Source organism: Komagataeibacter saccharivorans, from assembly GCF_004348195.1.
GTDB lineage: Bacteria > Pseudomonadota > Alphaproteobacteria > Acetobacterales > Acetobacteraceae > Komagataeibacter > Komagataeibacter saccharivorans.
Genome location: NZ_CP036404.1, coordinates 813,610 through 827,343 on the forward strand (window position 1 = coordinate 813,610; position 13,734 = coordinate 827,343).

Here is a 13,734-nt window from a genome sequence, read left to right on the forward strand (position 1 = left end):
GTGTTTTGACACGCTATGCGCCACCGCTATATTCGCCCCATACACAGCGCGGATATACCGGATAACCGCCAGCAGGCAGGAATTTCCCCTTGATTGACCGATCAGCCAAAGACTAGAAAATACACTATGTAGAAATTCAGCATCACGCGCGGAACGATAAATACAAAATTATGAAAATTGCTTTTATTTACATAGCAGAACCTTACCAGTGCTATCATGCCGCGTCGGTCGCCAGTGCGCTTTCTGTCATTCCCGGCTGTGATGTAACAGAATACTACAGTTTTCCAGAAACAGTTCAGCACCTTGCACGCATTCGCAAGGCCATGCACGCACCCGCGCCACCACTGCGTCCGCTGTACCGTTCATGGAAAACACGCCTGCTTAAAACCGCAAAACGACTGGATCAGGAACGCCTGCGGGTACTGCGCGAAAATATTGGGGAACTGAACCAGTACGATGTCGTTGTCGCCACGGAATATACGGCAGGCATATTAAAGGAAATGGGCCTGACCCGGCCACGCCTTGTATTGCTGATGCATGGCGCAGGCGACAGATACGTCAATGATGACCATCTGGTGCGCGATTTTGACCTTGCCCTGCTACCCGGCCCGAAAGTCGAGGCCTATTTCCTGCAGAACGGCATCATCCGCCCCGGCCATTACAATGTGGTCGGCTATCCCAAATTCGATGTTTTTGAAGCCATACGGCACGAAGAACAGCCTCTTTTCCCCAACGGAAAGCCTTTTGCGCTGTACAACCCGCATTACCAGCGAAACCTTACATCCTATTCCGCGTGCATGCGCACGGTCCTGCAGGGTTTCAGGGACCAGACCCTCTACAATCTGGTCGTGGCCCCGCATATCAAGATTTTCCACAAGGGATTCGGGGTGAAGGCCCACCTGCTGGAACGGCAGGCCAGTCAGGACATTCTTGTCGATACCGGTTCACCAGCCATGCTGGACATGACCTACACATCGCAGGCGGCCCTTTATATCGGGGATGTCAGCAGTCAGGTGTATGAATTCCTGGCCGAACCGCGTCCGTGCATTTTCCTTAATCCCGGAAAACTCAAATGGCGCGATGACCCCTATTTCCTGCACTGGACGCTGGGGGACGTGGTGGAGGACCCGGCGGATATCATGCCGGCCGTGGCGCAGGCACAGGCACGTCACGCCCTGTACAGGCCATTACAGGAAAAACTGTTTCGGGAAACCTTTGGCACCCCACTGCTTGGGGCTTCGCAACGCGCGGCGCAGGCCATTTCCGATTTCATGAAAAACCAGGTGTCCGAACAGCGCCACGCCGCGTAAAAGCGGGGCTGGCGGGAATTTTTATATACTCCGCCAGCCCACAGGGTCAGACCCCGTTATGCGATGACCTGCCCAAGGGTTGCACGCGTGCCCCTGTCGCGGATTGACTGGCGCAGGGCCAGATAACGCTCCACAAAAACGCTGCTATCCCGCAGGTCCCAGCCAGCAAAGGCTGTCATGTCCAGCGCATCTTCCAGTCGGCTGGAGGCAGCCTTGACCTTATCATCATCCGTCAGGTGCGGTTCGACGATGGCATAGGTTTCACCCCTGTCATCATGTCCGCGCAGATATTCGGCATAACAGGCCACCACGAACGCAATGCGCTCGACCGGGCGCCTGTGCGCGATAACGCCCATGGCCGTACTCCTGACGAACATGGCCAGCTTGGACGTACTGTCGGACGCGATGCGCAGCAACTGGTCGCTGATGGCCTTGTTGCGGAAACGACGCAGCAGACGCCTGCCATAGTCGGTCAGCGCCATGCCCGGCGGGGCATGCAACAGTGGTTCGGCATCAAAGGCAAGATACTGTTCGACCAGAGTCACCTCATGCAGATCCTGCATGATCTCGCTGACGAAGCGGTAGCCGGACAGCACACCTGACAGGCCAAGCAGGGAGTGGGAGGCATTGAGCATATGCAGCTTGACCGCCTCATATGGCTGGACATCATCGGTGAACTGCACACCCACGGCATCCAGTTCGGGGCGTCCCGCACAGAATTTGTCTTCAACGACCCACTGGATGAAATCCTCGCAGAATACGGGAATCCGGTCATCCAGCCCGCTTTCGGCATCAAGGCGCTTCACATCCTCCGGGTGCACGGCAGGCGTAATACGGTCCACCATGGTGCAGGGGAAGGTGACATTTTCCTCAATCCACCCGGCCAGTCCCGCATCACGCGCCCGCGCCCAGCCAAGAAAGGCGGCACGCGCCACATGACCGTTCTGGGGCAGATTGTCACATGAGAGGATGGTGAACGGACCGGCGCCACTTTCACGCCGCTGGCGCAGGGCCTCGGTCAGCAGGCCGAATATCGTGTGCGGCACCTCACGCTTCAGATCTTCGGCGACAAGCGGATGATCAATGGGGAATACACCGTTCTCATCAACATAATATCCGCCTTCGGTGACGGTCATGCTGACGATACGGATGGCGGGATCAGCCAGGCGGGCGATGGTGGCAACCCGATCGGCCGGTGCATACATGTATTCGGTAATGGAACCGATCACACGCACCACATTCGGGGCGTCGGGCGCGCACTCGGTCAGGGAATACAGACAGTCCTGCGCTTCCATGTCCGTGGCTTTCTGGGCCTCATGCGGGTTTTCCATAAGGCCGATACCCAGAATTCCCCAGCCTTCCTGACCGGGACGCGCCAGCACGCGATCCATGTAGACCGCCTGATGGGCACGATGGAAATTGCCCACGCTGATATGCGCAATGCCCGGTTTTACCCGGCTGCGATCATAGGCGGGTACCACGATCTCGGGCGGGAGATGGGACAGGGACTGGTTGTTGAGTGCGGTCATAGCCATTTTCCAAGGAAAGTATCCCCGACGCCTAATAAGAAAACAGGCACCCGACAACCCGTGCAGGCTGCGGTTCTGACGCCCGGCAGGCTCACATGCCGTGATGAAATGACACAGAACGGCCATTTCCGCGCATCCAGGCATTATATGCGCGGAACATGAGGTAGCCCCGGAAGGTTCATGTTGGTAACTAGGCCCTTAGTTCAGAACAACTGTCAGGCAGGATACGGTACAGGCCATGCGCATTGCCTACGTCATCAATTCCCTCGAAGGAGGAGGGGCAGCGTTCCCGGTACCGGCGATCACTTCGGTATTCCGTGAGGCCGGACATACGGTAAAGGTCTTCGCACTGGCCCGCAGGGACGGGTTGGCCATTCCCCTGTGCGAAAAAGCCGGTCTGGAATACTGCATCTGCCCGTATGGTGAAAAACAGCCGATACGCATGTTCCTGTGGCTGCGTCGCGCCCTGCGGGCGTGGCAGCCGGACCTGATCTGGACATCACTCACACGCTCCACGGCCATGGGCGCACTGATCGGTATCATTGAGCGCAAACCCGTTGTGAGCTGGCAGCATTCGGCCTTTCTCAAGGCGGGAAATCTTCGCCTGCTGCGCGCCCTGCGCAACACGCCACGCATATGGGTAGGGGATTCGGAATACGTGACCGAAGTCACCCGGCAGCGCCTCGATCTCCCCGATGCGCGGATGGCATGCTGGCCCATCTTCTGCGTAAGGACGGATGTGCCACAGGCCGCGCCCTGGCAACCGGGGGAAGTCATCCGCATTGCATCGCTGGGCCGTTTTTCTCCCGAAAAAGGCTATGATGAACTGATCGACGCACTGGTCATGCTGCGTGGGCGCGACCTTCCCGCTTTCGAAGTCACGATATGCGGGCGCGGCAAGGAACGTGAACGGCTGGAGACGAAAAAGCGCGCCCTTGGACTGGACAACCTGCACCTGCATGATTTCGTGCATGATGTGCCGGATTTTCTTGCTACCCAGCACCTGTATGTCCAGCCTTCCCACTGGGAGGGATTCTGCGTTGCGGTACATGACGCCATGCAGGCCGGCCTGCCGGTTATCGGCACCGCAGTGGGTGAACTCAACCATTCGCTGCAGGAAGGTCGGACAGGATGGAAAGTCCCGCCCCGTGATGCGGCAGCCCTGGCTGAATGCATGGCACGAGTCCTGTCCCACCCGGCGGAACTGCATGCCACAGGCTGCAACGCGCGGGCGTATGTGCGTGAACATTTCAGCCATACGAACTTTACCCGCATCGGCCGCGACATCCTGCACCGCGCCATGCCGGGTCAGGCCTGACGGGCAGGGGCATGCAATCACCCCTTCCGCACGCCTTGCCGGATCGGGTAGGGTAGGGGGGTGAATACAATCCAGCATCCCCCCTCCGAAGAGTCCCGGCAAAAGGACTCGCTCCTCGGTGTTTCCCAGCGTCTTCCGCCCGCCAATGTGCAGGCGGAACAGGCATTGCTGGGCGCGTTACTGACCAATAACCGCGCCTATGACCGTGTTTCGGACTTCCTGACCGGCGCGCATTTCGCCGACGAAATCAATGGCCGCATCTATGACGCCATTTCCCGCCGGATCGAGGCCGGGCAACTGGCCGATCCCGTCACGCTGCGCGCCGAATTCGAAAATACCGGCGTGCTGGCCGCAGTCGGGGGCACGTCCTATCTGGCCAAACTGCTGACTTCGATGGTCGGCATCATCAACGCCGCCGATTACGGCCGCGTGATCCATGACGCGTGGATACGGCGGCAGCTTATCGATATCGGGCAGGACGTGGTCAACAACGCCTTTGGCGCACGACCCGATCTTGACGGTCCCGACCAGATCGCCGCCAGCGAGGAAGCACTGTTCCGTCTGGCCACCGAAAAAGGGCAGGATGGCGGCTTCCTGTCGTTTGACCGTGCATTGGCCGATGCGCTGGACATTGCCCAGCAGGCTTTCAACCGCAGCGGCGATGTTGTGGGGCTTACGACCGGTCTGCGGGATCTGGACAAGAAAACCGGCGGCCTGCATCCATCGGACCTGCTGATCCTTGCGGGGCGTCCTGCCATGGGCAAGACGGCACTGGCCACCAAGATCGCCTTTTCCGCCGCGCGCTCCCTGATGGAAGAAGCACGCAATGCGCCAGAGGATGACAAGCCCAAGGGTTCGGTCGCCATTTTCTCGCTTGAAATGTCAGCCGAGCAGCTGGCAACCCGTATCCTGTCGGAACAGGCCAGCGTATCGGGCGAAAAGATCCGTCGCGGCGATCTGGGACAGAAGGAATTCGACCGTTTCGTGCAGGTCAGCCGCGAACTGGCGCAACTGCCGCTGCATATTGACGATACGCCCGCCATCTCGCTTTCAGCCATGCGCACACGCTGCCGCAGGCTGGCCCGCACCAAGGGGCTGAGCCTTGTGGTGGTCGATTACCTCCAGCTCATGCGCCCATCGGTGGGAAGCAGGGCAGAAAACCGCGTGCTGGAAATTTCCATGATCACGCAGGGGCTCAAGGCGCTTGCCAAGGAACTGTCGGTTCCCGTCATCGCGCTGTCCCAGCTTTCACGTCAGGTGGAGAGCAGGGAAGACAAGCGGCCCATGCTGTCGGACCTGCGTGAATCCGGATCGATTGAACAGGACGCGGATGCCGTCATGTTCGTCTATCGCGACCAGTACTACCTCCAGCAGCGTCAGCCCAAGGAAACGTCCTATGATTCACAGGACAAGTACCAGACCGCGATGGAGGAATGGCAGCGCAAGATGGACCTTGCGCATAACCGCGCGGAACTGATTCTGGAAAAACAGCGTCATGGTCCCACAGGGACGGTGCATCTGTTCTTCGAGGGCGAGTTCACGCGCTTTGCCGATCTGGATATGGTGCACGATATCTGACCACAGGTTATCCAAGCACGACACTGTTGCAGTCCTGTCACTATGGCGCATGCGCCACAGCGTTGCACGGCATCCACCCATTATCCATATCCTGTGCAGGTTTCTGCACAGGATATGGGATGGGCCGGGCACTGGGCGCGGGCATGACCGGCGTGAACAGGACCAGAAGCAGGCGGCCAGCCATGATGGAAGGCTTCCCTCTCTACGCATCTAAAAGTTTTATAAGAAATATTATGCCAACAAATAGCAATGCGGGGCCGTTTACGTCGTGCTTCATGCCGGTTTCCCATGTTCCATCATGGCCAACCCGTTCACGATCCGGCATCATCATGCCATGACTGATACGGCGCTTGCATCCATCTGTGGCTTTGCCTTTTCCGGCATCGAAGCCGTTCCCGTCAAGATCGAGGTCCAGTTGTCCGTGGGCCTGCCATCCTTCCTGATTGTTGGACTGCCGGACAAGGCCGTCAATGAATCGCGCGAACGCGTGCGTGCAGCCCTGTCCGCCATGGGACTGGCGCTGCCCGCCAAACGCATCGTGGTCAATATGGTGCCCGCCAACCTGATGAAGGAAGGATCGCATTTCGATCTTCCCATCGCACTGGCGCTGCTGGTCGTCATGGGCCTGTTATCGGGCGATCTGGCGCAGCGTTATGCGGCGCTGGGCGAACTTTCGCTTGATGGCGGCGTAAACCCGGTATGTGGCGTGTTACCTGCTGCCATTGCGGCATCAGCCCTGTCGCTGGGGCTGATCTGCCCCGCAAGGCAGGGTGTCGAGGCCCGCTGGGCCAGTGAGAGCATGGATATCCTTGCCGTCCGCTCCCTGCCCGAACTGCTGAATCACTTCCGGGGGCAGCAGGTTATCGACCCCGTCGAACTGCCATCGCGTATCGAACAGGACATGACCGCCCTGCCCGACCTTGCCGATATCCGGGGCATGGAAACGGGCCGCCGGGCACTGGAAATCGCCGCCGCCGGTCGCCATTCCCTGTTGATGGTGGGACCGCCCGGTGCCGGAAAATCCATGCTGGCCGCGCGCCTGCCGGGTATCCTGCCTGATCTGACGACGACGGAAATGCTGGAAATAAGCCGGATTCACAGCATTGGCGGCCTGCTGAAAGACGGCCAGCCCGTCAGCAGGCCGCCATTTCGTGATCCGCACCATACCAGCAGCCCGGCTGCATTAAGTGGTGGCGGCGCCCGCGCACGCCCCGGCGAAGTCAGCCTTGCGCATCGCGGCGTGCTGTTTCTGGACGAACTGCCAGAATTTTCCCGCTCCGCACTGGAAATCCTGCGTCAGCCCATGGAAACCGGTTCCATATCCATCGCCCGCGCGGCGGCCCATGTCACCTACCCTGCCCGCTTCCAGCTTATTGCCGCGATGAATCCGTGCAAATGTGGCTATCTGGGCGACGCGGCGCAGGAATGCCGCAAGGCGCCACGCTGTGGCGAGGATTATCAGGCCCGCCTGTCCGGCCCCCTTCTGGACAGACTGGACATGGCTGTTCATGTGGAGCCGGTGCCCCTGACCCGGATTGCGGAAATCAGCGGCGGTGAACCGAGCGCCATTGTCGCTGAAAGGGTAATGGAAGCGGTCTACCGACAACGCGAACGGCAGGATGAACTGCGCAATGCCGAAGCCCCGACCGACGCGTTCCGCATAACCACTTCTGCGCGTGATTTTGCCGTTCAGGCTGCTGAAAAGATGAGTCTTTCCGCCCGTGGCTTTACCCGCCTGCTACGTGTGGGACGCACGATCGCCGATCTGGCGGCCTGCGAAGATGTCGAACGTGCCCATATTGCCGAGGCACTGGCCTATCGCATGCGCCGCCCCGGTGGAAAATAGCGCCGGGGATGTATTTTTCCCTCTTGCGCACCCTGCCCCGCTGGACTAATAAGGCCCCACCGAAGCGGATGGGTGCGTAGCTCAGCGGTAGAGCATCGCCTTCACACGGCGGGGGTCACAGGTTCAATCCCTGTCGCACCCACCATCCGGCTTCAGCCTCTCCCAAAATACAGTCTGGTAAACGACCTGCCCCATAACGGGACAGCTTTTCTGTGCCCGATTTCTGTCCTGCTATCACATCACATACATGGCGTAATACGACCGTTTCATGGCAGGCCGTGGTGCTATTCCCGTAGTTTTCTTCCGTCCTGCTCCAGATTACAGACGTGTCTATCCTGCTGGAATACGGGTAACGCCCTCGCTACATTTGACATAGGAAAGCTTGTCCTGAAACAGAAACAGGACATAGTAATCCAGTGTCCGACGGCGTTTTCGGGTCGGATTGGTATAAAAGGGAAAAACGTCGAACGGTCCGTCATATCCCTCCGGTATGGGGTCGTGTTCGCTTATGCAGCGCACGCGGAACAGCGGGGCATACACGGTCGCATCTGAATCCGTACGCCTGACGTGAAAAAGGTTCCTGCGGAATTTCCGCAACCGCTCAGGCAGGACGAAAATCATGTTCTGTTCCAGAAAATTCTGCGGCGGGTTACGGTCCCGCAGATATTTCATGTCTTCGGGCATATCGCAGAAATAATTGGTGTCCTGCACGATCATCGTACACTCTCCCTCCGTTTCCGTTGCATGATCCCGACCGTCCTTCGTGATGGATACACTGCGGTGTCAGAAACCGAACATATGATCGACTGAAAAACGCCCTTCCCGCCGTATCATGCGCCCATGGTAGCCAAACAGGCGACAGGTCGTATCGCGGATCAGGACATACCCGCCTTCGCCTGCGCGCTGGATGGCCTGCATGCCAAAGACCTCATGCGGCCAGATCGTGCGGGAGCCTGACATGGGAATGCCGATCTTTTCCTGCGCGATTACACTTCCGTTGGCCCCATGCAGGTACAGCGACGTGTCCGACATCGGGTTCCATGAAGCCGATGCGGGATAGATCAGCGTGCAGAAACTGAACGGCTCGGTCGTTGCCGCCGTCAGGAACAGTCGGGTGGACAGTCCCGGTGGCCTGCCTACGTAGGATTGCGGCTCACCACGATAGGTCATGACGGTATTGAAGATATGCGAACCGAAGCTGGTCTCGGCCTCATGCCCGGTCTCGCGGTCCTCATAACGGACCAGGGCATGCAGCCAGCCATCCGCTTCCCCTCCGTCCCGGAAATCATAAACCAGTTCCGCATGCCCCTCCGTCCCGGTCAGGGCGCTTACATCCAGCACCTCCGCATGATCGCGCGGCAGGCACCCCATGAAGTGCGATGCCCCTGCATGGCCATCCCTGTTGAAACAGTCCACGCGAACCGGCATGGTCCACAGGCTTTCAGCCATGGGGGCAGGCTGGATCAATGTGCGGTAACGCGCCGGATCTGGCACGGGAAAGGGCAGCAGGTAGCCGCGCCCGAAAAAACGCGGGTCCAGCTTTTCAATACCCGGATCGGTGCGCAGGTCGGCACGCTGTACATTCAGGTGCGCAATACGGGTCCGGTTACGGCGCGTGATCTCATAACGCGGCCGTACCACGTAACCGCCAGCACGGAATTCGATCTGCTCCGGCCATTTCAGATCTGGCAGGATATCCTGAACATGCACGGCGACGGTTTCATAGGGGGCGAGTGGCCGCATAAACGGCACATGCCGGTCATGACCCATGCGGTTCAGGCTCATGCTACCGGACGCGACCGGCAGGGCGTGACTGTTCTGTAGCCATAGCACCACGTCCTCATCCTCCGCCGGAGCAGGCAGATTGGCGTAACGCATCGCGGGCCACGCATTGGCATCATGGGTTACGGACAGGCTGTTGGCGCTGTCCCCCCGTCCGCGTGTTTCAAGCGCATATTTGACGACATCATGCCCCGCGATACCCTGTGCATGGATAAACAACTGGCCGGTAAATTCAGGCAGGCCAAACCGGTCGCGGATTTCGGCACTATCGAGAATGATGGCCTGTCCTGCGTGCGATACCGGCTGTTCCCATGTATGCAGCACCTGTCCATCCTGACTGAACAGACGCAGCCACAGCCTTACGTTACCGGCCCCATACCGCGCCCAGTAATTGGCCGAGACCAGACGGGTGGAAAAATCCGCCGTATCCCGGAAAAAGGCGAGATTGGTGCCAAAATTAAGGGGATCGAGATAGGTATGTGCAACTGACAGCATGCTGTCAGGCAGGCGGGTGGATGCCAGCGTATGCAGGGCGCACCCCTCCGGCAACAGGCCGGACAGGCGGGATTCCATAATGGCATGACTGAAATCCAGCGCCCACACACTGGCTGCCTCACTTTGGGTCAGATCGACCAGCGGCTGCATGACCATTCCCGCACAGGACTGACCGACCTGAAGCGAATCATGGGTGTAAAGCCCGGCTACCCTGATCGACACCGGCAGCAGCGCCAGCGCGGTTTCCACGATTCCGTGCGGGTCATAAACCGCAACCGGCCCGTTTGCCACCAGTCGGTCGGCCAGCTCCGCCAGCTTTTCCGCCGCCAGTGGATGGGTCAGGGCCTTGTAGGCCATGTTGCCGCCCGTAAGCGGGTCAAAGGTACGAATGCCAAGCATGATGCCCTTTTATTCCACTCTGCCAGCATGGGGGAGCGTTATTATTGCGTTGATCCCCCCGGACCCAGACACGCACGCACGGCTTGGGCCGCCATGGCGGTATCATCCAGCGGCGTTGCCGACCATGTATCCAGTCGCCCCCCGAACGGACGGATACGACCCGCCTGTGTCAGGTCCCCCAGAAACTGTCCGATCCGACGCGACTTTCCCGGCAGGGCCGCCACCATGACGGGCGCCGTCGTCGCCACGGCCTCCGAAATCATGGAAACGCTGTCCATTGTCACCACGATGGCATCAGCACAGGCCAGCAACCCCAGATAGGGGTTAGGCCCGGTCTGGTCCCATATCCACGCATCCGGTCCCGGCAGCGCCTGTTGCAGCAGTGCGGTGACCGATGGATCGGTGCGGCGCGAAGGTGTCAGGGCAATGCCCACACGATCGCGTCGCATCATGGTGGCCAGTTGGGCGGCAAGGGCAGCACCTTCCGCCGCGCCCAGCCGGAAGCGCCCGTTGCCCCCACCCACCAGAACCGACACGAGCGGACGGGGCAGATGGGCAAGGCGTGGCGCCCATTCCAGCCCCGCCTGCGCCAGAACATCCGGTGTGACGCCATGCAGCGCGGTGCGTGTCAGGATGACATTGGGGCCGGTAATCCTGTCATGGCGGTTGGCAATGACAAGATCGAACCGGGATGGCGGCAGGCGTGGATTCTGTACCTGTATGACACGCGCACCCTGCCGCCTCAGCGCCGCGCCAACCGCCCCGCCGCTTCCCCCGATGCTGATGACGGGATGCTCACGGTAATCATCGGGCAGGCCAAGCGGTTCTACCGCACGTAGCGGCGCAGGCCACCATGCGGCGGGAACATGACGCCATATCCCACGGGGGACCAGCGCATGCAGGCACGGTTCCAGTCCGGCCCGGCGTGCCAGTCCGAAGGTCTGGGACCGCATGCCGGCAAGGTCTGCTGCGATAACGGTTGCGGTACCTGTTGCGTCAGCCATTCGCCCTTCTGGCGGGACATTGGCGCGGCCGTCAATGCCCTGCCCCTTTTGTCTGCGGCGCAGGCGCGCTATGGGGCAGCAATGAGCGAGACAGAACCGACATTTTCCGGCATGGGGCTGGACAGCCGCGTGGTAGCCGCCCTTACACGCATGGGGCTTCCCACGCCGTCCCTGATCCAGCGCGAGGTCATCCCCCCGGTGCTGTCGGGCCGGGATGTGGAAGCCCGCGCGGGCACGGGCAGCGGCAAGACCATCGCCTTCGTAGCGCCAATCCTGTCGGTGCTGATGCAGCCAGCGAAAGACGCTGCGGACGTTACGGCAGATAACAGCCGGGTGCGCTGCATCATCCTGTCGCCCACCCGCGAACTGGCCGGACAGATCACAGGCGTAATCCGGGGACTTGCGCGCGGTAGCGGACTGCGCGTGCTGCAGGCCACCGGCGGCGCACCCCGGGCCGCACAGGTCCGGACACTGACGGAAGGTGTCGCGGTTGCTGTCGGCACACCGGGCCGCGTGATCGACCTGGTGCGTGGTGGGGAACTGGACCTGTCCGGCATCAGCCACTTCGTGCTTGATGAAGCCGACCGTATGCTCGAACCCGGCTTTGCCGAAGAAATGCTGGCGCTGGCCATGGCGCTGCCCGCACGTCACCAGACCCTGCTGTTTTCCGCCACCATTCCACCGGCCATGGCCGAACTGGCGGCCCGCCTCCTGCATCGTCCCGTGCGTATCAGCGTAGATGCCGAACAGGCCCCCACCCCGCGTATCGCCCAGTATGCGATATTCGTGCCCATGCGGCACAAGACGGCGGCGACGCTGGCATGCCTGCGCCATTACGGCATGCAGCGCGTGATGGTGTTTGTCCGCACACGGCAGGAAGCCGACAGTATCGCGCGCGCCATTTCAGCCCTGACCCCGGCTGTCGCCATTCATGGCGAACATTCACAGGCCCGGCGCGAGCGCATGCTGCGTGATTTCCGGCAGGGCCGCGTGGGCGTGCTGGTTGCAACCGATGTGATGGCGCGCGGAATCGACATCGACGACATAGCCCTGGTCATCAACCATGACATTCCGCCACAGCCCGAATCCTATGTGCATCGCATTGGCCGCACGGCCCGGGCCGGGCGACGTGGCATGGCCGTCGCCCTGTGCGCGCCCGAAGAACGTCATGCCCTGAAGGACATCGAACGTCTGACCGGCCAGCGCATACGGATCGCCCCCCTGCCGGAATAACGGCCTTTTTTAAAGTCTCTGCCCGTTTGCCATTCCGGTGCCGCAATCACCCTACGGGCACGGTCATGCATTTGTCATGTTCCGCCACACGCGCTGCCCTTGCCGTGTGGTCCGGGCTGGATAAACTGCATTTTATGATGATTACGGATGTCATGCGTAACCATGCCTGTGGGCATGGGCGACCTTGTGTGCAGAACACGGAATCACGCGTGACATGACCTGTGGGCCGGATGATACACGCCTGCCCGTACGGGTCGAACGCTCCCACCCGTTTATGGACCGGCTGCCGCCACCACCGTCGCCCCTGCCACGATGGAAAATCGAAATTGCACCGCCGGACCTCACCCCATGGCTGGAAGGTAACTGCGGCGTCCCCGGCGTCATGCATTATGAAGGGCGCAGGCCCGGCCCGCATACGGTATGTGTCAGCCTGATCCATGGAAACGAATTCGCCGGGGCCATTGTGCTCGACCGCCTGCTGCGTGAACGCATCCGCCCGCGCGCCGGTCGGCTTTCACTGGTCTTCGCCAATCCGGAGGCCATGACCCTTTTCAACCCTGCCGATCCCATCCGCTCACGCTTCGTGGACGAGGACATGAACCGTGTATGGTCGCCAGCCCTGCTGGATGGCGCGCGTAGCTCGCATGAACTGGATCGCGCGCGGCTTCTGCTGCCGGTGATCCTGACCGCGGATCGCCTGCTGGACCTGCATTCCATGCTCTGGCCGGGTGATCCGCTGGTACTGACCGGCATATCCGCAAGGGGACACAGGCTGGCGGAGCGCATACGCGGGATCAGTCTGAGTGTGGCAGACAGGGGTCATCAGGCAGGATGCAGGCTGATCGACCATCCCCGCTTCTCTGCCCCAGGTTCCGCCGCGGCCTGCCTGCTTGAAGCCGGACAGCACTGGCAGACGGATACCGTGGAGCGTACGATGCAGGCCGTCCTGTCCCTGATCGGCCCATGCTGCGGCCTGCCCATCAGGACCGATGAGGGCGCACCGCAACGCCACAGCATTGTAACGGATGTGATAACCGCCCGTAGTGGTGCGTTCCGCTTCACCCGTCCGTTCCGTAGTGGCGCGGTCGTGCCGACAGGCGGAACCGTAATCGCATTTGACGGGGACGATGAAATCCGCACCCCCTATGACCGGTGCATGCTGGTCATGCCCAACCTGCGCCCGGCCTGTGGCCAGACCGCCGTGCGCTTCGCCCGCGCCGTCAGGGAATAGGCAGCAGTT

Annotated in this window: 10 protein-coding genes and 1 tRNA gene; 7 read left to right on the plus strand and 4 right to left on the minus strand. The window is 60.6% G+C overall.

Annotation, left to right across the window (positions count from 1 at the left end; all coding sequences use genetic code 11):
• Positions 1-170 precede the first annotated feature (170 nt).
• Positions 171-1,310 (plus strand): hypothetical protein, encoded by a 1,140-nt coding sequence (locus tag KSAC_RS03530; RefSeq protein WP_132304237.1) that lies wholly within the window; start codon positions 171-173, stop codon positions 1,308-1,310.
• Positions 1,311-1,366: 56 nt separating this feature from the next.
• On the opposite strand, the gene KSAC_RS03535 is transcribed toward KSAC_RS03530, so the two are convergent.
• On the minus strand, positions 1,367-2,839 hold the full coding sequence (locus KSAC_RS03535) for a mannitol dehydrogenase family protein (RefSeq protein ID WP_132304239.1): 1,473 nt from the start codon (positions 2,837-2,839) through the stop codon (positions 1,367-1,369).
• A gap of 238 nt (positions 2,840-3,077) precedes the next feature.
• Here KSAC_RS03535 and KSAC_RS03540 point away from each other — a divergent pair, with 238 nt between their 5' ends.
• From KSAC_RS03540 to KSAC_RS03555, 4 genes are all read left to right on the plus strand, one after another.
• Positions 3,078-4,157 (plus strand): glycosyltransferase family 4 protein, encoded by a 1,080-nt coding sequence (locus tag KSAC_RS03540; protein WP_132304241.1) that lies wholly within the window; start codon positions 3,078-3,080, stop codon positions 4,155-4,157.
• A gap of 60 nt (positions 4,158-4,217) precedes the next feature.
• Positions 4,218-5,735 carry a replicative DNA helicase gene (locus KSAC_RS03545; protein WP_102323555.1) on the plus strand — a complete coding sequence of 506 codons (1,518 nt, stop codon included), beginning with the start codon at positions 4,218-4,220 and terminating at the stop codon, positions 5,733-5,735.
• A 334-nt stretch (positions 5,736-6,069) separates the two neighbouring features.
• Positions 6,070-7,581, plus strand: a complete 1,512-nt coding sequence (locus KSAC_RS03550; RefSeq protein ID WP_132304243.1) for a YifB family Mg chelatase-like AAA ATPase — start codon at positions 6,070-6,072, stop codon at positions 7,579-7,581.
• 70 nt (positions 7,582-7,651) lie between these two features.
• A tRNA-Val gene (locus KSAC_RS03555) sits at positions 7,652-7,726 on the plus strand.
• A 185-nt stretch (positions 7,727-7,911) separates the two neighbouring features.
• Here the strand turns inward: KSAC_RS03555 and KSAC_RS03560 are convergent.
• The 3 genes from KSAC_RS03560 to KSAC_RS03570 all read right to left on the minus strand — a co-directional run bounded on the left by KSAC_RS03560 (position 7,912) and on the right by KSAC_RS03570 (position 11,261).
• A complete protein-coding gene (locus KSAC_RS03560; protein WP_102323553.1) occupies positions 7,912-8,298 on the minus strand; it encodes a hypothetical protein in 387 nt (128 codons plus the stop codon).
• Positions 8,299-8,364: 66 nt separating this feature from the next.
• Positions 8,365-10,257, minus strand: coding sequence for a hypothetical protein (locus KSAC_RS03565; RefSeq protein WP_132304245.1), 1,893 nt, complete (start codon positions 10,255-10,257; stop codon positions 8,365-8,367).
• Between the two features lie 41 nt (positions 10,258-10,298).
• Positions 10,299-11,261, minus strand: coding sequence for a mitochondrial fission ELM1 family protein (locus KSAC_RS03570; protein ID WP_132304247.1), 963 nt, complete (start codon positions 11,259-11,261; stop codon positions 10,299-10,301).
• Between the two features lie 111 nt (positions 11,262-11,372).
• On the opposite strand from KSAC_RS03570, the gene KSAC_RS03575 reads away from it, so the two are divergent.
• Together KSAC_RS03575 and KSAC_RS03580 are read left to right on the plus strand one after the other, a co-directional pair.
• Positions 11,373-12,494 carry a DEAD/DEAH box helicase gene (locus tag KSAC_RS03575; protein ID WP_132306092.1) on the plus strand — a complete coding sequence of 374 codons (1,122 nt, stop codon included), beginning with the start codon at positions 11,373-11,375 and terminating at the stop codon, positions 12,492-12,494.
• Between the two features lie 214 nt (positions 12,495-12,708).
• Positions 12,709-13,725, plus strand: coding sequence for a M14 family metallopeptidase (locus KSAC_RS03580; RefSeq protein WP_132304249.1), 1,017 nt, complete (start codon positions 12,709-12,711; stop codon positions 13,723-13,725).
• Positions 13,726-13,734 lie beyond the last annotated feature (9 nt).

Excerpts from the sequence above, each read along its gene's own strand:
- KSAC_RS03560 (WP_102323553.1), bottom strand. The coding sequence starts at position 8,298 with ATGATCGTGCAGGACACCAATTATTTCTGCGATATGCCCGAAGACATG.
- KSAC_RS03570 (WP_132304247.1), bottom strand. The coding sequence starts at position 11,261 with ATGGCTGACGCAACAGGTACCGCAACCGTTATCGCAGCAGACCTTGCC.
- KSAC_RS03540 (WP_132304241.1), top strand. The coding sequence starts at position 3,078 with ATGCGCATTGCCTACGTCATCAATTCCCTCGAAGGAGGAGGGGCAGCG.
- KSAC_RS03530 (WP_132304237.1), top strand. The coding sequence starts at position 171 with ATGAAAATTGCTTTTATTTACATAGCAGAACCTTACCAGTGCTATCAT.
- KSAC_RS03535 (WP_132304239.1), bottom strand. The coding sequence starts at position 2,839 with ATGACCGCACTCAACAACCAGTCCCTGTCCCATCTCCCGCCCGAGATC.
- KSAC_RS03565 (WP_132304245.1), bottom strand. The coding sequence starts at position 10,257 with ATGCTTGGCATTCGTACCTTTGACCCGCTTACGGGCGGCAACATGGCC.
- KSAC_RS03580 (WP_132304249.1), top strand. The coding sequence starts at position 12,709 with ATGACCTGTGGGCCGGATGATACACGCCTGCCCGTACGGGTCGAACGC.
- KSAC_RS03575 (WP_132306092.1), top strand. The coding sequence starts at position 11,373 with ATGGGGCTGGACAGCCGCGTGGTAGCCGCCCTTACACGCATGGGGCTT.
- KSAC_RS03550 (WP_132304243.1), top strand. The coding sequence starts at position 6,070 with ATGACTGATACGGCGCTTGCATCCATCTGTGGCTTTGCCTTTTCCGGC.